The sequence below is a fragment of the Streptomyces sp. NPDC086766 genome (genome assembly GCF_044746005.1).
Lineage (GTDB): Bacteria > Actinomycetota > Actinomycetes > Streptomycetales > Streptomycetaceae > Streptomyces.
The window spans coordinates 1-18,445 of record NZ_JBIVBI010000015.1 but is presented as its reverse complement, the minus strand read 5'-3'; the positions used below and the strand labels follow the sequence as shown (position 1 = coordinate 18,445).

Here is an 18,445-nt window from a genome sequence, read left to right as displayed (position 1 = left end):
CCCGGCGGCACAGTGCGCGCATACGCCCATCGACTGCAAAACGGGGGAACATACGGGCCATCAGCCCCAGGCCCCGGAGCACTTGATCCTACGATGTCCGTAACATCCCGCCACATCGGATACGGACCGTCATGGATGAGGAGCACCGCCCCCCGGATCGAGCGTCCGCGAGTAGTCGGCGCGGGCCGGACAGCGAACGCTGGGAAGCAACGGCGGCCGTCGTCGCGGGCGGCGGAGCGCTCACGGTCTGGGAGCCGGCCTTCACGCTCGGCGCCTACCACGTCGTCTTCTACTACCAGGTGCTCACCCTCTGGGCGGTGTCGACCGGTGTGCTGATCAGCGCCCTGCTGCTCCGTGAACGCCTGCCGCGGCACGGATGGGTGTACCTGGCCTGTCTGGCGATGCCCAGCGGCTGGCTCGCCCTCGCGGCCGTCGTGCCCCGCGACGGCGGGCTGTCGCGAGAGGTGCTGTTCCTGGCCGGAGGGATCCTCAGCATCATCGGCGCACCGCTGTTGACCTGGCTGCTCCTCCAGATCCTGCTGTTCGGGGGATCCGAGCTCTCCGCGAGTCAGCAGAGAAGAGTCGTCGGTGCGATCTTGGCTGTCGGAGTACTCGCCTTCACGCTCGGCAGACTGAACCACGTTTTCCTGACCTGCGGGGATTTCGACATCAGCGGAAACAGCGTCCCCCGTGGATGCAGACCGGGAAGCGCCTCCCCGTTCGGCTGAGGCCCTGATCGGCCTCCAGCCGACGGACGGGCCCCCTCTGCCTCGGCGACCTCGTCGGCGGACGGCGTCGAAAGAGTTCTTCTCCGACTGCTCACCGCGGAGCAACCGACCGGTCGCCGGCTGCCGGGCGGGGGACCAGAACCGCCGTACGCGCGGGCATCGCCTCCCTACGATGGCGCCATGACGATCTGCGGGCCACAGCCGCTGATACGCGTGGTGCACGACGAGTCCCGCGGTGACCTCCGGGATCCGGCTCGCCCACGCCCCATCCGGCTCTACCTGTGGGAGCCGGACCCACCGCTCGCTCTCTCCGCCCCGCTGATCGTCGTCTCGCACGGCACCGGGGGTTCCGGCAGCGGCATGGGGTGGTTGGCAGGACCGCTGCGCGAGGCGGGTTTCCGCGTCGTGGCCCTGGACCACCACGGCAACAACTTCGTCGACGGCTACGAGCCGGAGGGCTTCCTGCACGTGTGGGAGCGGCCCCGAGACGTCTCCTTCGTCCTCGACGCGCTCGCTCGTGAGCGGCCCCTCGGCCCTGTCGGCGCGGCGGGGTTCTCCCTGGGCGGCTACACGGCGGTGGCCCTCGCCGGTGCTCGTGTCGATCCGCGGATCGTCCGGGCGGTGATGACGGGGGCTGTCCCGTTACCCGAGATCCCCGAATTCCCCGGCGCGCTGGAGGTTCTGCGGAAGAAGTACGCGCTGGACGAGTCGTCACGGCGTGCGCTGGACACCGCCGGGGCGGACCTCTCGGATCCCCGGGTGCGGGCGGTCTTCCAGGTGGCCCCCGGAGTGGGTGCTCTCGTGACCCCGGAGAGCCTGGCAGCCGTCCAGGTACCCGTGGACATCCGCTGGGGCGGAGCGGACTCGGTCAACCCCTACGACGTCGACACCCGGCCGTACCTGGAACACATCCCCGGAGCGACCGGCTGCTCGGCCGGGGCCGACGTCCGCCACGAGGACTTCTTCGCGCCGGAACCCGCGAACTCCGCTGTCCGTGTCCGGGTGGGCAGGGAGGCGGCCACCTTCTTCCGGCACCACCTCGACTGAACCCCTCGGCTGCCTCGGGGTCAGGAACGCCTGACCTGCGCCCTGGAGGGTGGACTCGGGACCCGGCGCGCCCTTCCTTGATAGGCAAGTGATTGGTTGCCTATTCTGTGGTGGTGGCCGACGACCTCTTCAAAGCCTTGGCCGACCCCACCCGCCGTACCATCCTCGACGAGCTCACGGAGAAATCCGGCCAGACGCTGTTCGAGATCTGCTCCCGACTGAGCATGAAGCACCAGCTCGGCATGTCGCGCCAGGCGGTCTCCCAGCACCTCGCCATCCTGGAGGCCGCAGGGCTCGTCGAGAGCAGGCGGGAGGGCCGCTACAAGTTCCACGACCTGAACACAGCCCCGCTGCGGCAGATCACCGAGCGGTGGCCCGTGCCCGACCCGTCCGGACCGGAGGAGAGCAGCCCATGAAGATCCACCTGACCAGCGTCTTCGTCGACGACCAGGCCAAGGCCGAGCACTTCTACACCGAGATCCTCGGCTTCGTGAAGAAGCACGACGTCCCGTTGGGCGAGGAGGCTCGATGGCTGACCGTGGTCTCACCCGACGAGCCCGACGGCACCGAACTCCTCCTGGAACCCGCCGGCCACCCGGCCGTCAAGCCCTACCGTGACGCGCTCGTGCAGGACGGCATCCCGCTCGCCCAGTTCGCGGTCGACGACGTGAAGGCGGAGTACGAGCGCCTGACCGGCCTCGGCGTCCGCTTCACCCAGGAACCCGTGGAGATGGGACCCGTCACCACCGCGGTCTTCGAGGACACCTGCGGCAACCTGATCCAGATCGCGACCACGCCGCGGTAGGCCGCTGCCGGCGGGCGCGGTCCGGCCGCTGTGGCGACGGGTCCGCGCCCTGCTCGGGAACATCCGGCTCTCAGCCGCCTGGCGCGGGCCCGGACCCGACGCTCACGCCGACATGGCCTGCTCGCCGCCCTCGCCGCCCTCGGCGTCCTCCGCGCAGGCGGCGGCGAGGTCGTCGAGGGACAGGTGCAGCGCCTGGGCCAGGGCCGCCACGGTGAAGAAGGCCGGGGTCGGGGCCCGGCCCGTTTCGATCTTGCGGAGTGTCTCGGCGGACACCCCGGCGGCTGCCGCCACGTCGACCATGCTGCGGTCCCCGCGGGCCTGACGGAGCAGGATCCCGAAGCGCTCTCCGCGCTGCCGCTCCTGCGGACTCAAAGGAACTCTCACCATGTCCGTGATACTAATACCGGTATAAGTATTGGGCAGCGTCGCAGGGCAGGGAGTCCCGACACATGGTGGAGATCAAGACCGACACGGCACTGGAGGCGATGCGAGAAGCCGGACGTGTCGTGGCCCACGCACTCGCAGCCGCCCGGGCAGCGGCATCCGTGGGAGCACGTCTGCGCGAACTCGACGAAGCCGCCCGCACCGTCCTCACCGAGGCGGGAGCGCGTTCTCCGTTCCTGGGCTACCGGCCCGCCTTCGCCCCGATCCCCTTCCCCGCCGTGATCTGCGCCTCCGTGAACGACGCCGTGGTGCACGGCATCCCCGGCGACTACCGCCTGCGCGACGGCGACCTCGTCAGCATCGACTGCGGAGCCGAACTCGACGGCTGGACCGGCGACGCCGCGATCAGCTTCACCGTCGGCACCCCCCGTCCCGCGGACCTGGAACTCATCGCGGCCACCCGGCAGGCCCTGGACGCCGGCATCGCCGCCGCCACCGTCGGCAACCGCATCGGCGACATCGCCCATGCCATCAGCACGGTCGCCCGCAGGGCCGCCTGCGGCATGCCGGCCGACTTCGGCGGCCACGGCATCGGCCGCCGGATGCACGAAGACCCCCATGTCCCCAACCACGGGCGACCCGGCCGCGGCTTCCCCCTGCGCCACGGTCTCGCCCTCGCCATCGAACCCATGCTCATGGCCGGAGGCCGCAACGAGTACCGCACCGACCCCGACGGATGGACCCTGCGCACGATCGACGGCAGCCGAGCCGCCCACATCGAACACACCATCGCCGTCACCGAGGACGGCCCCCGCATCCTCACCCTGCCCTGACCTCGAATCCGCTCGCACCCGGCAGCCAGACACATCGGCCCCACGTTCGCCCTCTTTGATGGTTGTCGGCCGAGCAGCCGAAGGGGGCAGACCGCCGATTCCGTCGCGCCCGGCCCTCGCGTCCCCGCGGCTGTCAACCGAACGCCTTGGTACGGTGCGTGGGTTCACTGCTGGGAGAGTGGCGGCGGATCTCAAGGGGAGAGGGGCCAGGCGACGATGCAGGCGTCCATGGTCCCGCGTGCGACGGCCGCGGCCGTGTCGACCGCCTCCTCACTCGGTCTCACAGCCGACGACGTGATCGTTCTTCATGACTCGAACAAACTCACTCTGCGGCTGCTGCCGTGCGACGTCCTGGCCCGGGTGGCACCCGTAGCGCATCAGGTCGCCCAGTTCGAAGTCGACATTGCTCAGCGGCTGGCCGCATCGGGGTGCCCTGTAGCGGCTCTCGACCCCCGAGTCGAGCCACGCGTCCATGAGCGTGACGGCTTCGTGGTCACGCTCTGGACCTACTACGAACCTGCGACACCCCGAGAGGTCTCACCAGCCGACTACGCCCATGCGCTGGAGCGGCTGCACGCCGGTATGCGCAAGCTCGATGTCCCGACGCCGCGATTCACGGAGCGAGTCGAGCAGGCCCAAGACCTCGTGACGAACCGCGACCGCACTCCGGCGCTCGCCGACGCGGACCGGGAGCTGCTCGGCGACACGTTACGAACCCTGGGGCGAGCGATCGGCGAGCGCGGCGGCGCCGAGCAACTGCTCCACGGCGAGCCGCACCCGGGCAACGTACTCATGACGAAGGACGGGCTGCTGTTCATAGACTTCGAGACGTGCTGCCGTGGGCCCGTCGAATTCGACCTGGCCCATGCCCCCGAGGAAGTCAGCGAGCACTATCCGGGTGTCGACCAGGACTTGCTGCGCGAGTGCCGGATCCTCGTGCTGGCGATGGTCACATCGTGGCGCTGGGATCGAGACGACCGACTCCCCGGCGGGCGTCGGCTGGGGACGGAGTGGCTCGGCCGGATCCGAGCGGCACTGGACCGCAACGGCTTCGACACGCATGGCTGATCCGGCTGACCGCGGACCTTCGAGGTAGTGGCCGGCCGACTGTCGATCTCGGGATCCACCATGAAAGGTGAGTTGCGCAAGCGGAGCAAAGCTGTGGATGATCACACAGCAGTCCGAGACCGAGGGGGCGACATGCGATTTGCCGAGGGTCCCAGCGTGCACTGTGATGTGCACATAGACGCAGACCCGTCGCGGGTCTGGGAGCTGGTGACGGACATTCGCCTGCCCGCCCGGCTCAGCCCGGAGCTGCAGCGCGTGGCGTGGCTCGACGGCGCGGACCGTCCCGTGCCGGGGGCGCGCTTCGAGGGCTTCAACCATCATCCGCAGCTCGGCGAATGGCGCACCGTCTCCCACGTGCTCGAACTGGACGAGCAACGGGTCTTCGCCTGGGCGGTGACGGATGCGGATGGCCGGTACGGCGAACCGACGCTGGATCCGGCGAAGTCCCTGGCGTCCTGGCGCTACGAACTCCAGGCCGAGGGCGGGGGAACCCGCTTGCGGCAGTCGGCCCTCGTCGGGCCGGGCCGCAGCGGGGTCACTCTGGCCATCGAGCGCCGGCCGGACCGGGAGGAGGAGATCGTCGCCCTCCGGATGAAGGAACTGCGCGCGGGGATCGAGGCCACCCTTCGCGGCATCAAGACGCTTGCGGAGAGCGGCCGCGCATGACCTGCCGCGGGGGCGTGCCCGCGACGCCGCCCTCCTTTCCCCGCGACGGCCACCTGCACATACGCCGCACCAGCGCCTGAGAACCCCGCCTCCTGTGCTTATCGGCTGAGACTGCGCCATAGCGTCTGGGAGCGAGCCCTGACTGGGGAACGCCGGCCGCACTGTTCTGCCCCGGCAGGGACCTGCGGTGAGCGGGTGTGGGGTTCGAGGTCCCTGCCAGGTGATCCGCCAGGTCAGCTGTTGATCATGTCGCGGGTCTGTGCGTACACCGTCGTGTCGGTGAGCAGGGCGGTGTGGCTGAGGCAGGCGGTCTTGGTGTTGGACGCCCCGGACAGGGACACGGAACTGTCCGGATTGATCACCGTGTCGCACGGCGACCACCAGGTGGCGTAGCGGGATGAGCCAGGGGTTTCGTCGCTCGCGTTGAGGGCGTTCAGGAAATCGGATCCGACGCGCATCTCGGTGCAGGAGGTGTCGAAGCAGGCGTTGGCGCTGTCGGTCCCGTGGTTCGGGCCGCCCAGCGACACCCAGGCGTCCACCTTGGACGTCCCGCCGAGGTTCTTCAGGTAGTAGCGCGAGGAGAGTCCGCCCATGGAGTGGCTGACGATGTCGACCTTGGAGGCACCGGTGGCGGTGAGGAGCTTGTCGACCTCCGAGGCGAGTTGCTGGGCAGTGGTGGCGTTCGACTGGTGCCAGTCATACGACCATTGGTCCAGGTAGGAGGACGGCCAGCCGTCGGTCTTGAAGCGGCCGGCCATGGTGTTCCAACTGCTGCCGTCCCCGGTGTAGCCGTGCACGAACAGGACCGGGTTGCTGGAAGAGCTGAAGGTGGAGGCGCTTGACGCTTCGGCGGGCACGGAGGCCTGCATGGCGAGGAGGGCACCGGCCGCGGCGACGGCCGAGATCACGACGGATCTCTTCATGGGGAGTCTCCCAGGGTGGGGTTCGGAAGGAACTCGGGGTGGGTCAGACGGGGAGGGAAGGCCCGCGCTGGGCGCGGTGGGGGCGCGTCGTAGGGACGGCTCGCCCCTTCATGGGGAGGGCACCGGTGTCGTTCGAGGGGTGGCGTGATCGTACTGACCGGTTGGTATGGGGCGTCAAGACACGTGCGAGGAGTATTTGTTCGTCGGCTTCCATGTCATCTGCCGGGCAGGGGGGTGCCCTTGGGGACATCGGGTGATGCGCGTGGTTCGGGCCGAAGGCCCGCCGACAGTCCCCGGGATCAGGGCGTTCCGAAGCTGCCAACGTGATGTGTCGTCAGGCCCTGTTCGCTGCGGGTGGCTTGATCTCCCGCTTGAGGATCTTTCCCGTGGGCCCCTTGGGCAGCGCGTCGACGATCCACACCTGGCGGGGGTACTTGTACGCGGTGACCTGCGTCCTGACGAATTGCTTCAGTCCGTCCGGCTCCGCCTCGGCGCCGGGCTTGAGCGCGACGACGGCGACGACCTCCTCGCCGTGGGTCGGATGCGGCACTCCGATCACTGCCGCTTCGGCGACGGCGGGGTGCTCGTACAGCACCTCTTCGATCTCGCGCGGGTAGACGTTGAAGCCCCCGCGGATGATCATCTCCTTCTTGCGGTCCACGATCCGGAAGTGGCCGTCGGGATCCTTCACTCCGATGTCCCCGGTGCGCAGCCAGCCGTCGACGACGGCCTCGGCGGTCGCGTCGGGGCGGCGCCAGTAGCCCTTCATGACGTTGTGGCCGCGGACCGCGACCTCTCCCGGCTCGCCGTCCGGCAGGTCGGTGCCGTCCTTGTCGATGACGCGCATCTCGACCCCGTCGATCGGCGTGCCGATGGTGCCGGGCCGGCGCGGGCGGCCGGGGTGGTTGAAGCAGGCCACCGGGGAGGTCTCGGACAGCCCGTAGCCTTCCAGGATCACGCAGCCGAAGGCCCTTTCGAAGTCGCGCAGGACCTCCACCGGGAGCGCGGCGCCGCCGGAGACGCAGATCCGGAGCGAGCCGACGTCGTGGTTCTCGCGTTCGGGGGCCGTCAGCAGCGTGGCGTACATGGTGGGCACGCCCACGAAGACGGTGACCCGGTCCCGTTCGATGATCTCCAGTGCCCTGGCCGGGGTGAAGCGGGGCAGCAGCGTCAGGCAGGCCCCGGCCGCCACCGCGCAGTTCAGACCGACCAGTTGGCCGAAGGTGTGGAACAAGGGGAGGCCGCCGAAGACGACGTCCTGCTCGGTCGATTCCAGCAGGGTGCGTCGGGTGGTGTCGGTGTTCGCCCGCAGGTTGGCGTGGGTGAGCTCGGCACCCTTGGGGCGGCCGGTGGTGCCCGAGGTGTAGAGGATGACGGCCGTGTCGGAGGGCTCGCGAGCCACCACGCCCGGGAGCGGCTCGCCGTCCACCAGCAGTCGGTCCGTGCCGTCGGCGGGGACGTCGATGCACGGCGTGCCCGCGGCGAGCGCGCCCTTGACCGCCTCCTGAGCCGTCGCGGCGTCGGCCAGCAGCAGTGAGGCTTCGCTGTCGGCGAGGTAGTACTCCACCTCGCGCGCCTTGAGCAGCGGGTTCATCGGCACCACGACCGCGCCGGCCCGCAGGATGCCGTAGTAGAACACGGCGAAAGCGGGCGTGTTGGGCAGCATCAGCCCGACCCGGTCTCCCACCCGCACGCCCGCCCCGTGGAGCAGGCGAGCCGCGCGTGCGCTCGCCTCCTCCAGTTCGGCGTACTCGAGCACCGCGTCGTCGAGGCGGACCGCCGGACGCCTGGGGAAGCGGGCGGCAGAGTCTGCCAGGAGGGTTGCCAGGTTGGCGTTGGGGCTGGTCACGCACGTCTCCTTCGACGCTGCCCGGGCGAGAGCGGCAGGGGGACCGACCACCCGAAAGATTTCCAACCAATCGATTGGTTGCTTTCGTGCTGTTGCGCAGTACGATCGGCCCTCAGCGCCACGGTGTCAACCAATCGATTGGTTGCCATCGCGTCGCCGGTGTCATGGCGCGAGGAGGAACCTGTGGACGTGCCGGTCTGGGAGCCGCGGCGGGTGGCCGTCGTGGACATCGTCCTGCCCCGGGGGGTCACCCCTGACGGCACGCGCGGGCGGATCCTGCGCGAGGCCCTCGGCCTGTACGCGGAGTCGGGGTTCCACGGCACCTCGATCCGCAAGATCGCCGACAGGGTCGGCATCAACTCCGCCACCCTGTACGCGCACTACCCGTCCAAGGGGCACGTGCTGGCGGAACTGGTGCGCATCGGCCACGAGGAGTTGCACACCCGCCTGTCCGAAGCCGTGGCCTCCGTACCCGCCGCGCGGGGAGCGGCCGCCCGGCTCACCGCCCTGGTCCGGGCCCACGTGCTCGTGCACACCGACTTCCCCCTGCTGGCCGTCGTGACCAACTCGGAACTGCACGCGCTGTCAGCAGAGTTGGCTGCCCCGTCGCTGGAACTGCGCGGCATCTGCCGTCGTTTGCTTCTCGACATTCTCGAAAACGGCGTCAAAGACGGTGACTTCCACGTCCCTGATCTTCCGCTCGCCGCGACCGCGATCGGAAGCATGGGCATGCAGGTCGCCCACTGGTTCGGCCCCGACCAGCCCTACCCCCGCGAGCAGGTGGCCGACTCCTACGCGCAGTTCGCCCTGCGCCTCGCGGGTGCGACCGCCCCCTGACCCCCCGCCCTGCCCGGCCACGCCCGCACCGGCGCGTTGTGGCCCACCCCGCCCGCCGACCTTGCCCCGTCGACAAAGGAGCACGCCCTTGCACCCCGTCGTCCACACCCGCCAGGGATCGGTACGCGGCCGGCGAGACGAAGGCGGCGTCGCCTCGTTCAAAGGCATCCCCTACGCCGCGCCCCCCGTCGGCCCTTCGCGCTTTCAGCCGCCGCATCCCGTTACGCCGTGGGACGGCATACGGGACGCCGGCGGCTACGGCCCCACCGCGCCCAAGGCCCCTTACGCCGCGCCGTTCGACCAGCTCATCCCGGAAGTCGACAACCCCGGCGACGACTACCTGAACCTGAACATCTGGACCCCGGACCCCACCGGGTCCCGGCCGGTCATGGTCTTCATCCACGGCGGAGCCTTCGCCAACGGCTCCGGCTCGGTCCCCGGCTACGACGGCACCCGCTTCGCCCAGGACGGCGTCGTCCTGGTCACCCTCAACTACCGGCTCGGCGCGGACGGCTTCCTGTACCTGGGCGACGGCATCTCCAACCTCGGCCTGCTGGACCAGATCTCGGCCCTGGAGTGGGTCCGCGACAACATCGCCGCCTTCGGTGGCGACCCCGGCACGGTCACCGTCTTCGGCGAGTCCGCGGGCGCGATGAGCATCGGCGCACTCCTGGCCGCCCCGCGCGCCACCGGCCTCTTCCGCCGCGCCATCCTGCAGAGCGGCGCCGCCCACCACACCCTTGCCCCCGCCACCGCGCAGCTGGTCGGCAAGCGGCTGGCCGAGGTGCTCGACGTCCCGCCCACCCGTCCGGCCATCGCCGAGGTGCCCACACAGGCGCTGCTCCAGGCCCAGCAGCAGCTGCGCGCCGCCATCTCCGCCGACCCCGACCCTGCCCGCTGGGGCGAGGCCGCCCTCAACCTGATGCCCTTCGAGCCCGTGGTGGACGGGGACGTCCTCCCCGCTCCGCCCATCGACGCGATCACCGCCGGGGCGGGAGCCGACGTGGATGTGCTCATCGGCACCAACACCGACGAGTTCCGGCTGTTCCTCGTTCCCACCGGCGCACTGGATCTGATCCCGGAACAGGCACTGCACAGGGCCGCGACGGCTTACGGCCTCGAACCGGACACTCAAGCCCTCCTCTCCGTCTACCGCGCTCAACACCCCGAGGCCGGCCCCGGCGACGTCCTGGCCGCGATCGCCACCGACTGGTTCTACCGCATCCCCGCCATCCGCCTCGCCGAGGCCCACGCCCGCCACGCCGCCGGGGCGACGCACCTCTACGAGTTCGCCTGGCAGCCGCCCACCTACGACGGACGGCTCGGCGCCTGCCACGCCATCGAGCTCCCCTTCGTCTTCGACAACCTCCGCAACCTCCACGACCAGGGCTTCACCGGCCTCATCGGCACCGAGCCCCCGCGACAGCTGGCCGACACCATGCACGCCGCCTGGACCGCCTTCGCCACCACCGGCGACCCGGGCTGGCCCGCGTACGAACCCCACCACCGCACCACCATGCACTTCGACACCACGTCCGAGGTCCTCCACGACCCGCACAGCGAGCGACGCGAACTCTGGCAGGGCCGTCGCTGAACCTCGTCACCGACCACCAACCTGCGGCAGAGCTCCTTCGCCCGGTGAGGGGAACAGAGTGGCTCTTCATCAGCCAGTTCGCCCTGTAGCGGTAGGGGCGCTCATCAGTGGGGCGAAGTTCTCGAAATCCTCGGCCAACCCGCCGGTGCGGATGAAGCGTGCGGTCGCGGTCGGCCTGCTGCCGTACGCGCATAAGCCCCCCGGCCGGAGGGCACCGGTCGGGGGGCTGCGCTGCTCCGCTGCCTGTTCTCACCCGTGTGGGCGGTGCGGCGGGAAGCCTGCTCAGAATCAGTTCCAGATGCCGGTGATGTCGGAGGCACTGGCCGCGGCCCCTGCGTGGGTGGTCAGCCCGGCCAGGTCCTCGAGGGTGCGCAGCGTGTCGTAGTGGTTGTAGTGGGTTGACACGGAGCTGCCCGGCGCGACGTGTGCGCCGTAGAACACGGTGGCGATGTGGTTGCTGTGCGAGCTGTCGTCCTCGTCGAAGGTGACGGCCAGGATGCTGTTGTGCGACTGAGCCCAGGTGGCGTAGGCGCCGAGGTTGTTCTTCAGCCAGTCGTCACCCGTCTTGATGGAGCAGTCGTGCATGTCGTTGCACAGGTTCGGGATGACGAACGAGACCTTGGGCAGGGTCGTGTAGTCCGCCGGGAACTGCGAGAAGGTGTGCGCCGTGTTCAGCGGGACGTTGTTGAAGGCGAACCAGGGGTTGTGCTTGCGGGCGTACTTGGTGGCGGAGTTGGTGCACACAGTGGAGCCCTCGGAGGGAAGACCCTCGTTGTAGCTGCCCCAGGTCCTACCGGCGGCGATGAGCTCCGAGCCGAGGTTCGCGGCGCTGCTGAACTGTGGGGTGTAGCAGTTGTCGGTGGTGATGCCCTGGTTGCCGCCGGAGTACAGATCCAGGTAGTTCGGCTGGCTCGGGTGAGTGACGGCGTAGGAGTTGGTGAGGTTGCCGCCTCCGGCCTTCAGCGTGTTGTTGAGGTAAGGGGCGCTCGCGCTGCCGATGATCTGTTCGTAGGCGTGGTTCTCGAACACCACGACGACCACATGGTCGGGGGCGGGGAGAGCGGCGGCCTGGGCAGCCGGGGCAGCGGCCCACGTTCCGACGAGGGCGGTGGGGAGGGTGGCGACGAGGGAGAGCGCCCGGCCCGAGCGCTTGATGCGGGACAGCATGGACATGGTGGACCTCCTGTGTAAGCGGTGAGCGGGGAGGTTGCCCACTGATCGGGCCCGTTCTGATCAGGCGGTAGCAGCGTAGAGGCGCGCTCCGGGTGCCCTCAGGTGTCTGCGGGTGAAGGGTCGTCGAACTGTAAGCGGCGGCTGCGTGCTCTGCTGCCGAGTGGGGGCGCGCTGTACGCCGTATGCGGGCTGGTCGCCGCCGGTCCCGCGCCCCGCATCAAGCCGGATTGGCAGGCTCCTGTACCTCATGAACGGCCGAAGCATCAGACAGTGGCCACGTGAAAGTGTAGTCACTGTGCGTAACGGTGTGACAGATCTGATGCGCCATCCGATGTGTGACTTGTGGGCAAGGTGAGCGCAGTGATGCAGATGATGCGAATCATGCGGCTGATATGTGACGACCCTGTCCCTCATGCAACAGAAAGCAGAAGGTCCTTACGTAGGGACACATGAGCACTGCGTACAGCCCAACTGCACCCGTGGAGGTTCCGAGTGCGACCGTTCACCCTCAACTACGCCTTGCCGAAAGCGTTTCCGACCTCGATGACCCCGTATCGTTTCGACGAGTCGCGTCAGTTGAACGTGCTCCCCGATGGCCGCGCCGCCGTCAGTGACCCGGACCTGCTGCTCGCCGTCGGTACGACCACGTCCACCGCCGGCTCCCAGACGCACTTCGACGACTGACGCTCCGTAATCGAATGACCGTACTGATCCTCACGTCCGAGGAGGACGTGACCGCCGACATGGTGGTGGCCAAGCTGCACCGGATGGGGACGCCCGTCGTGCGGCTGGACCCTGCCGACCTGCCTGACAAGGTAGTGCTGTCCGCTCACTACGCCCACGGCGACGCTGTCGCGGCCGGCCCCGCGTTGCTGCAGCGGTACATACCCAAGCGCGCCGACATCCGTCTGACCTGTGTCGGCAATCGGCTGTTCGCCGCGCAGAAGACCGCAGAGCCGGGCCAGATCGACGGGCGCTACGGCGACACCCCGCACACCTGGGAGGCGACCCCGGTACCCGAACGCATCGGCCGGTCGGTGCAGGAGTACCTCGCCCGCGCCGGACTGGCTTACGCCGCCTTCGACTTCGCCGTGGACGAGGAGGGCGCCTGGTGGTTCCTGGAGTGCAATCAGGGTGGCCAGTTCGGCTTCGTCGAGCTGGAGACCGGGCAGCCGGTGTCGGAGGCGGTCGCCCTCTGGCTGTCACAGCACCCAGCAGCCGGCCGTAGACCGGAGATCCACCTATGACTCGGCCGCTTCCCTCGCTGTGCGGCGTCTCAGAGCCACGGTCGCTCGATGGCGGCGTTATGGTTTCACGCCTTGAGGCGTGCGCGGTGTGAGCACCACAGGAGGAGATCTTGATCAGGCTCGTTCTGGAGCAGACGCGCGAGGGTGTCCTACCCTGCCCCTCATGATCGCCAACCTGCAGTGTGTGGTGCTGGATTGTGCCGACGTCGTTGAACTGTCCCAGTTCTACCAGTCGCTTCTCGGCGGCGAGGTGAACCAGCCGGATCCCCGGTGGTCGCTCGGCGACGGCTGGGCCACGCTCCACACCGTCGGTGGGTTCGTGTTGTGCTTCCAGCGGGTGGAAGACCATCAGCCGCCGCGGTGGTCGGATCCCGCTCGGCCCCAGCAGCTTCACCTCGACCTGGGGGTCAACGACCTGGACCAGGCACAGGAAGACGTCCTCGAGTTGGGCGCCACCCTGGTGGACGCGGGTGACGAAAGGCGGAGTTGGCGCATCTTCGCGGATCCGGCAGGACACCCGTTCTGTCTGGTCCGGGACTGACGGGCAGCACCGCAGGGGGCCATTGGGTGGTGCGGGTTGATCAATAAGGCGGTGCTTCCGCTTGTCTCAGCCTGAATACTGTCCGGACTGCCGTCACCTGGGGGGAACATGACCGTCACCAAGTTTCTGCGACCCGTCCTTTCCCTCTTGCTCCTGACCTCGGTCACCGCCTGCGCGGCGTCGTCGGTCCGGGACGATTCGGCGAGCACCACGACCGGCCCCGAGGCCGCGAAGACGCGTCGTTCGGCAGACCGTGAGCCGGTCGCCGCCGTCATGCCCGATGTCATCGGCGGCAACGCCGGGCGCGCGCACGAGCAGATGAGCTCCGAAATCGACCTGACCTTCAAGGACGCGAGCGGACAGGGCCGTCCGGTGGACGACCCGGATGCGTGGAAGATCTGCGACTCGCAGCCGGGCCCGAACCAGCAGATCACCGATTACCCGGTGGTCTTCGAGGTGGTGAGAGTCTCGGAGAGCTGCGAGGACGCCGTCTCGAGATGATGTGTCCGCGAACTCGATGCGACGCGGCTCGACATCGGCCAGGGGGACGTCCCGTGGGACGTGCTGGCCGATCCGGAGGGGGCAACGAGTTCTGCGTGCCGCGTCCCGGTCATCCCGGCGTGCTCGCCGACTCCGGCCTCGTCGCGATCTGCCTCGACGTCGCTGCCACCCCACCGGACGCCTTTCTCGCTGCGGATGCGGGCGCGTTCCCTGCGCTGGGCGGCCAGGACGTCGGGGTGGCGGGCGTTGGCGTTGCGCCAGCGCAGGTAACGGTGCAACTTCCGGGTCTGGACGGTGTGGTTGGGATGATCCGAGTTGGCGAGGGTGAACTGCCGCAGCGGCCCGAAGTGCGCCTCGATCGGATTCGCCCAGGAGGCGTTCGTCCGGGTGAAGCACAGCTCGACCTTGTTCCTGGCCGCCCAGCGGCGGATGCGCCGGTTCTTGTGGGCGGACAGGTTGTCCAGGATCACGTAGATCGGAACGCCGTCCGGACGCGCAGCACGGATCGACTTCAACGCGGCCCAGACCGGTGCGATGCCCTTCCGGAGCCGGACTACGCCCCACAGGGGGTCGTCGCCGACCGAATAGCAGCCGTGGAAATAGGTGATCCCGAGGGTGCGGTGGAAGGTCGCCGGCAGCCGGTTGGGACGGCCCTGCCTGGCCCAGCAGGATCCGGCGGTCGGGCGGATGCCCAGCGGGCCGAACTCGTCGAAGGCGAAGGTACGGTCAGGGCGCTCGTTGATCGCGTACTCGATCCGGTCGAGCTTGGCATCGACGTCCGGGTCGGTGGACTCCTTCCATGTCTTGGTTCGCTGGAAGGTGATCCCGCGCCGGATCAGCAGCGTCCGCAGGTCCTCGCGTCCGATGCGTATCGGACGGGCGACGTTGCGCCGTAGGTGGTCGGCGAGTTTCCCGGATCGACCAGGGTGAAGGACTCGCCGAGCTTGGCGGGGCGGGTGGTGGCCGTCTGGATGACGAACTCCTCGTCGTCATCGCTGAGCAGGCGGGGACGGCCTCCCGCCCACCGAGGGTCCAGGCAGGCCAGCCCGATCTCGTTGAACTTGTGGATCACGTCGCGGACGGTGCCCTCGTCCGCCTGAACAAGCCTCGCGATGACCGGAACGCCGTTGCCGCCCGCCGAGGCCAGCAGCATCATTGCCCGTCGGAACCGCACCGTGCTGGTGCTGCCTCGGCGCACGATCCGTTGCAGCTTCTGCCCCTCGTGCTGGGTCAGCCTGCGGACCCTGACCGGCCCTGCCATCCCGTCTCCCCGCGCTGATCGGACGTGTCGTCACATCCAACTGGCCCGAGGACCACGAACACACCCCGGCGAACCTATGCGGTCACAGCACTAGGGCGCGTATCGAGTCGTGATCAATGTGTGGGCTTTCCCCTCGTTGCTCCTCGTTCTGGAAGATCGTCTGGCGTGGCCGGTGTCTGTGCTTGCACCGGCCGGAATACGCACTCACGGTCGCCGGTTGCAGCGGAACGTGCACCATCCTCAGGAGCCGCCCAGCGGCATACACCCACTGCTTGCCGGGCGCTTCAGCCCTTACCGGTTCGATCCGTCGGCGGTGGTCGACGACCATGCCCTCGGACTGCTGCTGGAAGCCGCGCGGTGGGCACCGTCGGCAGGGAACTCCCAGCCGTGGGGCTTCTTCATTGGCAGGCCCGGTGAGCCGGAGCATGACCGGGTGCTCCCTCACCTTGCGCCGAGCTCGGCTCGCTGGGCGACGAATGCGAGCCTGCTCGTCGTCACGCTGACGCGCCGATACGTCGATGACACACAGTTGATCTACTCCGAGTTTGCAGACTACGACCTCGGCCAAGCCATCGCCCACATGACTGTTCAGGCCCAGGCCATGGGACTCGCCGCGCACCAATTCCGGGCCTTCGACCTGGACGGACTCACCAAGGAGCTGGACCCGAACCCGGGCTGGGTGATCGTATCCATGGTCGCGGTGGGCAAGGCAGCGGATGGACCGTCAGAGGTCCGCGGCCGGCGTAGCATCGCGCACTTGCGCTCCGCTCCCTGGTCACCAGACGAGTAGGCGACGGGGCCGGCCCAGGTCGCGATGTCAGTGGGCTGGATTAGGTTCGCTGGTCATGGAATCGGAATCTCTGCTGCAGCACCTGAGCAACGAACTCGACGCGTTCCGCGCATGCCTCGATGGTGATCTGTCTGTACCCGTCGAACACTGCGGCGAGTGGACGCTCCGCGACTTGGCCGAGCACCTGGGCAGCTCAAATCTGTGGGCGGCGGCCGCAGTAACCGAGCAGCACGGCGAGCACGAGGCCACCTCGGCTCCGCGTGATCCCGATGAGTTTCTGCGGTGGTTCGAGGAGAGTTCAGGGACTCTGCTCAAGGCCCTCGACACCGACCCGAGTGCGAGCGCCTGGACTTTCCATCCGCCGCACACGGTGGGTTTCTGGCAGCGGCGCCGTGCGCTGGAGGCGCTCATTCACCGCTGGGATGCCGAGAACGCACTGGGCAATGGTCGACCGTTCGACCCGGTCCTGGCCTGCGAAGGCGTGGCCGAGGTCTTCGACACGATGGCGCCCAGGCAGATAGCCCGGGGACGAGCTCAGTATCCGCAGCACGCCCTGCGACTGCACGCGACGGACACCGGGGCATCCTGGGTGTACGGCTCCGGTGCTGCCGTGGCCACGCTCACGGCGACGGCGGAACAGCTGGTACTGCTCCTGTGGGGGCGGATGCGCAGCGCGGATGCCGCCTTTGGCTGGACCGGCGACCAGGAGGCGGGGCTGCGCATCCTGGCCGGCACCTTGACGCCCTGACACTGTTCAGGAGCGTAGCCAGAGGCGGATTGTGGCGATCCAGGACCTGTATCGGGTCGTCATCATACGGTCCGGGTGAGGTCCTTGATCCAGATCATGGAGGCGCGCAGGTGGAGTCCGGCCTGGTAGCTCTCGGGGGTCTTGTCGAAGCGGGTGGCGATGCCCCGCCACGCCTTGAGTTGGTTGATCAGGCGCTCGACGGTGTTGCGCTCCTTGTACAGCTCGGCGTCGTGGGTGATGGGGCGGCCGCCCCGGCGGCCCTTCTTCTTCCGGTTGGCGGCCTGGTCCCTTTTCTCCGGGACGACCGCCTTGATGCCGCGATTGCGCAGGTGGGCGCGGTTGGCGCGGGAGGAGTATGCCTTGTCGCCCGCCACGGCGTCGGGGCAGGTGCGCGGACGTCCGACCGGGCCGCGGACCCGTATTTTGTTCAATACGGGGATGAACTGGTGGCTGTCGGCTGCCTGCCCGGCGGTCAGGATGATCGCGAGCGGGCGGCAGCGGCGGTCGGCTGCGAGGTGGACCTTGCTGGTCTGGCCGCCCCGCGAGCGCCCCAGAAGGGCTGCCTTCAGCCGGAGTCGGTGCCGGCGCCGGATGCGTCTTCGCTCTTCGCGTCGAGGGTCGGCGTCCTGTCCGCCTTGTCCGTCCGAGCCACCCCTTTTTGCGGGGCCTTCTCCTGCTCTGCGGCGGCCTCCTCCAGGGCGGTCAGGACCTCGTAGTCCATGTGCATCCCGGCCGTGTCGTGATGGGCACGGGCGGTGGTGGAATCCACGCTGACCAGCGACAGGTCCACCCTGTCGCGCTTGGCGGCTTCGGCGATCAGGCCCTCCAGCAGGGCCTCGAAGACACTGGCGTCCCGCCACTGCCTGAAGCGGTTGTGCACGGTTGACCAGGCGCCGAACTCGGCTGGCATCTCCCGCCACTGCGCTCCTGAGCGGAACTTCCAGATTACGCCCTCGAACTGCTGCCGCAGCCTGGCGGGATATGGGCCGTACTCGCCGATCGGCAGGTACGACTCGACGTACTCCCACTCCTCGTCGCTCAGTTGCGCACGCGTCATGCGTTCCGGACTACCGGGTCCGCCCTCGCCAGGAGTGCGGATCCCGCAAACTGATCACGACCCGATACAGCCCCTACTGATCTTTTCGTAAGTTCGGTGGGTGTGGTGGGTGGAGGGTCAGGCCGGTATGGGCGAGGAATGACCATGGCAGTCGGGGGTTGGCGTTGATGCGGTGGATGCCTTGCTCGGTGGCGTCGGCGACATCGGCGAGGTGGTCGCCGGCGAGGTTGGCGAGTTCACGCTTCTTGAGCGAGGACCACAGCAGTTCCACCGGGTTCAGCTCGGGAGCGTAGGCGGGTACTGAGGTTTTCGGGTTGTCGTCGGGTGGTGACGGTTCATGATCCCTGCGGTATGCCGGTGGGGTGAGGTATCCGGAGGGTGGGGGCCTGACCG

The 18,445-nt window shown here is 68.7% G+C and carries 19 protein-coding genes and 4 pseudogenes; 16 read left to right on the top strand and 7 right to left on the bottom strand.

Annotated elements, in window-relative coordinates; all coding sequences use genetic code 11:
• Positions 1-131: 131 nt before the first annotated feature.
• From ACIPM1_RS25305 to ACIPM1_RS25290, 4 genes are all read left to right on the top strand, one after another.
• A complete protein-coding gene (locus ACIPM1_RS25305; RefSeq protein WP_402438442.1) occupies positions 132-728 on the top strand; it encodes a hypothetical protein in 597 nt (198 codons plus the stop codon).
• 180 nt (positions 729-908) lie between these two features.
• Entirely contained in the window at positions 909-1,775 is an 867-nt protein-coding gene (locus ACIPM1_RS25300) for an alpha/beta hydrolase family protein (protein ID WP_402438439.1), read from the top strand.
• 113 nt (positions 1,776-1,888) lie between these two features.
• A complete protein-coding gene (locus ACIPM1_RS25295) occupies positions 1,889-2,191 on the top strand; it encodes an ArsR/SmtB family transcription factor (RefSeq protein WP_402438437.1) in 303 nt (100 codons plus the stop codon).
• The gene (locus tag ACIPM1_RS25290) at positions 2,188-2,580 is read left to right on the top strand and encodes a VOC family protein (protein ID WP_402438434.1); all 393 of its coding nucleotides are present in this window, start codon (positions 2,188-2,190) and stop codon (positions 2,578-2,580) included. Before ACIPM1_RS25295 ends, ACIPM1_RS25290 begins: the two co-directional genes overlap by 4 nt.
• Positions 2,581-2,682: 102 nt before the next feature.
• Here the strand turns inward: ACIPM1_RS25290 and ACIPM1_RS25285 are convergent, their stop codons facing one another.
• On the bottom strand, positions 2,683-2,967 hold the full coding sequence (locus ACIPM1_RS25285) for a helix-turn-helix domain-containing protein (RefSeq protein WP_402438431.1): 285 nt from the start codon (positions 2,965-2,967) through the stop codon (positions 2,683-2,685).
• A gap of 62 nt (positions 2,968-3,029) precedes the next feature.
• On the opposite strand from ACIPM1_RS25285, the gene map reads away from it, so the two are divergent.
• The 3 genes from map to ACIPM1_RS25270 all read left to right on the top strand — a co-directional run bounded on the left by map (position 3,030) and on the right by ACIPM1_RS25270 (position 5,531).
• A complete protein-coding gene (gene map / locus ACIPM1_RS25280) occupies positions 3,030-3,797 on the top strand; it encodes a type I methionyl aminopeptidase (RefSeq protein ID WP_402438428.1) in 768 nt (255 codons plus the stop codon).
• Between the two features lie 216 nt (positions 3,798-4,013).
• Positions 4,014-4,865: a phosphotransferase enzyme family protein gene (locus tag ACIPM1_RS25275; RefSeq protein WP_402438425.1), complete on the top strand. Its 852-nt coding sequence runs from the start codon at positions 4,014-4,016 to the stop codon at positions 4,863-4,865.
• A gap of 132 nt (positions 4,866-4,997) precedes the next feature.
• Positions 4,998-5,531: an SRPBCC family protein gene (locus tag ACIPM1_RS25270; RefSeq protein WP_402438422.1), complete on the top strand. Its 534-nt coding sequence runs from the start codon at positions 4,998-5,000 to the stop codon at positions 5,529-5,531.
• A 233-nt stretch (positions 5,532-5,764) separates the two neighbouring features.
• Here the strand turns inward: ACIPM1_RS25270 and ACIPM1_RS25265 are convergent, their stop codons facing one another.
• Together ACIPM1_RS25265 and ACIPM1_RS25260 are read right to left on the bottom strand one after the other, a co-directional pair.
• Positions 5,765-6,454: an esterase/lipase family protein gene (locus tag ACIPM1_RS25265; protein WP_402438419.1), complete on the bottom strand. Its 690-nt coding sequence runs from the start codon at positions 6,452-6,454 to the stop codon at positions 5,765-5,767.
• A 334-nt stretch (positions 6,455-6,788) separates the two neighbouring features.
• Positions 6,789-8,303, bottom strand: a complete 1,515-nt coding sequence (locus ACIPM1_RS25260) for a long-chain fatty acid--CoA ligase (protein WP_402438417.1) — start codon at positions 8,301-8,303, stop codon at positions 6,789-6,791.
• A 183-nt stretch (positions 8,304-8,486) separates the two neighbouring features.
• On the opposite strand from ACIPM1_RS25260, the gene ACIPM1_RS25255 reads away from it, so the two are divergent.
• The gene (locus tag ACIPM1_RS25255) at positions 8,487-9,140 is read left to right on the top strand and encodes a TetR/AcrR family transcriptional regulator (RefSeq protein ID WP_402438414.1); all 654 of its coding nucleotides are present in this window, start codon (positions 8,487-8,489) and stop codon (positions 9,138-9,140) included.
• An 88-nt stretch (positions 9,141-9,228) separates the two neighbouring features.
• Positions 9,229-10,734 (top strand): carboxylesterase/lipase family protein, encoded by a 1,506-nt coding sequence (locus ACIPM1_RS25250; protein WP_402438411.1) that lies wholly within the window; start codon positions 9,229-9,231, stop codon positions 10,732-10,734.
• A gap of 288 nt (positions 10,735-11,022) precedes the next feature.
• Here the strand turns inward: ACIPM1_RS25250 and ACIPM1_RS25245 are convergent, their stop codons facing one another.
• On the bottom strand, positions 11,023-11,907 hold the full coding sequence (locus ACIPM1_RS25245; RefSeq protein WP_402438408.1) for an alkaline phosphatase family protein: 885 nt from the start codon (positions 11,905-11,907) through the stop codon (positions 11,023-11,025).
• A 492-nt stretch (positions 11,908-12,399) separates the two neighbouring features.
• On the opposite strand from ACIPM1_RS25245, the gene tgmA reads away from it, so the two are divergent.
• The 5 genes and pseudogenes from tgmA to ACIPM1_RS25220 all read left to right on the top strand — a co-directional run.
• Positions 12,400-12,591, top strand: a complete 192-nt coding sequence (tgmA, locus tag ACIPM1_RS25240; protein WP_402438407.1) for a putative ATP-grasp-modified RiPP — start codon at positions 12,400-12,402, stop codon at positions 12,589-12,591.
• Between the two features lie 14 nt (positions 12,592-12,605).
• Complete coding sequence (locus ACIPM1_RS25235) at positions 12,606-13,154, top strand: hypothetical protein (protein WP_402438404.1); 549 nt, start codon at positions 12,606-12,608, stop codon at positions 13,152-13,154.
• 163 nt (positions 13,155-13,317) lie between these two features.
• Positions 13,318-13,695, top strand: a complete 378-nt coding sequence (locus tag ACIPM1_RS25230; RefSeq protein ID WP_402438401.1) for a VOC family protein — start codon at positions 13,318-13,320, stop codon at positions 13,693-13,695.
• A gap of 108 nt (positions 13,696-13,803) precedes the next feature.
• The gene (locus tag ACIPM1_RS25225; protein WP_402438716.1) at positions 13,804-14,196 is read left to right on the top strand and encodes a hypothetical protein; all 393 of its coding nucleotides are present in this window, start codon (positions 13,804-13,806) and stop codon (positions 14,194-14,196) included.
• 12 nt (positions 14,197-14,208) lie between these two features.
• A pseudogene (locus ACIPM1_RS25220) lies at positions 14,209-14,360 on the top strand (VOC family protein); the annotation flags it as partial.
• On the opposite strand, the pseudogene ACIPM1_RS25215 reads toward ACIPM1_RS25220, so the two are convergent.
• A pseudogene (locus ACIPM1_RS25215) lies at positions 14,361-15,457 on the bottom strand (IS630 family transposase); the annotation flags it as partial.
• Between the two features lie 229 nt (positions 15,458-15,686).
• Here ACIPM1_RS25215 and ACIPM1_RS25210 point away from each other — a divergent pair.
• Complete coding sequence (locus tag ACIPM1_RS25210; RefSeq protein WP_402438701.1) at positions 15,687-16,247, top strand: nitroreductase family protein; 561 nt, start codon at positions 15,687-15,689, stop codon at positions 16,245-16,247.
• 55 nt (positions 16,248-16,302) lie between these two features.
• Positions 16,303-16,995, top strand: coding sequence for a maleylpyruvate isomerase family mycothiol-dependent enzyme (locus tag ACIPM1_RS25205; RefSeq protein ID WP_402438398.1), 693 nt, complete (start codon positions 16,303-16,305; stop codon positions 16,993-16,995).
• 62 nt (positions 16,996-17,057) lie between these two features.
• Here ACIPM1_RS25205 and ACIPM1_RS25200 read toward each other — a convergent pair.
• Together ACIPM1_RS25200 and ACIPM1_RS25195 are read right to left on the bottom strand one after the other, a co-directional pair.
• Positions 17,058-18,052, bottom strand: a pseudogene (locus tag ACIPM1_RS25200) (IS5 family transposase).
• Between the two features lie 73 nt (positions 18,053-18,125).
• A pseudogene (locus ACIPM1_RS25195) lies at positions 18,126-18,445 on the bottom strand (hypothetical protein); the annotation flags it as partial.

What these genes read in the sequence shown, in the direction of transcription:
- ACIPM1_RS25305 (WP_402438442.1), top strand. Translation starts at nt 132, where the DNA reads ATGGATGAGGAGCACCGCCCCCCGGATCGAGCGTCCGCGAGTAGTCGG.
- ACIPM1_RS25245 (WP_402438408.1), bottom strand. Translation starts at nt 11,907, where the DNA reads ATGTCCATGCTGTCCCGCATCAAGCGCTCGGGCCGGGCGCTCTCCCTC.
- ACIPM1_RS25205 (WP_402438398.1), top strand. Translation starts at nt 16,303, where the DNA reads ATGGAATCGGAATCTCTGCTGCAGCACCTGAGCAACGAACTCGACGCG.
- ACIPM1_RS25225 (WP_402438716.1), top strand. Translation starts at nt 13,804, where the DNA reads ATGACCGTCACCAAGTTTCTGCGACCCGTCCTTTCCCTCTTGCTCCTG.
- ACIPM1_RS25300 (WP_402438439.1), top strand. Translation starts at nt 909, where the DNA reads ATGACGATCTGCGGGCCACAGCCGCTGATACGCGTGGTGCACGACGAG.
- ACIPM1_RS25285 (WP_402438431.1), bottom strand. Translation starts at nt 2,967, where the DNA reads ATGGTGAGAGTTCCTTTGAGTCCGCAGGAGCGGCAGCGCGGAGAGCGC.
- map (WP_402438428.1), top strand. Translation starts at nt 3,030, where the DNA reads ATGGTGGAGATCAAGACCGACACGGCACTGGAGGCGATGCGAGAAGCC.
- ACIPM1_RS25235 (WP_402438404.1), top strand. Translation starts at nt 12,606, where the DNA reads ATGACCGTACTGATCCTCACGTCCGAGGAGGACGTGACCGCCGACATG.
- ACIPM1_RS25290 (WP_402438434.1), top strand. Translation starts at nt 2,188, where the DNA reads ATGAAGATCCACCTGACCAGCGTCTTCGTCGACGACCAGGCCAAGGCC.
- ACIPM1_RS25270 (WP_402438422.1), top strand. Translation starts at nt 4,998, where the DNA reads ATGCGATTTGCCGAGGGTCCCAGCGTGCACTGTGATGTGCACATAGAC.
- ACIPM1_RS25265 (WP_402438419.1), bottom strand. Translation starts at nt 6,454, where the DNA reads ATGAAGAGATCCGTCGTGATCTCGGCCGTCGCCGCGGCCGGTGCCCTC.
- ACIPM1_RS25275 (WP_402438425.1), top strand. Translation starts at nt 4,014, where the DNA reads ATGCAGGCGTCCATGGTCCCGCGTGCGACGGCCGCGGCCGTGTCGACC.
- ACIPM1_RS25230 (WP_402438401.1), top strand. Translation starts at nt 13,318, where the DNA reads ATGATCGCCAACCTGCAGTGTGTGGTGCTGGATTGTGCCGACGTCGTT.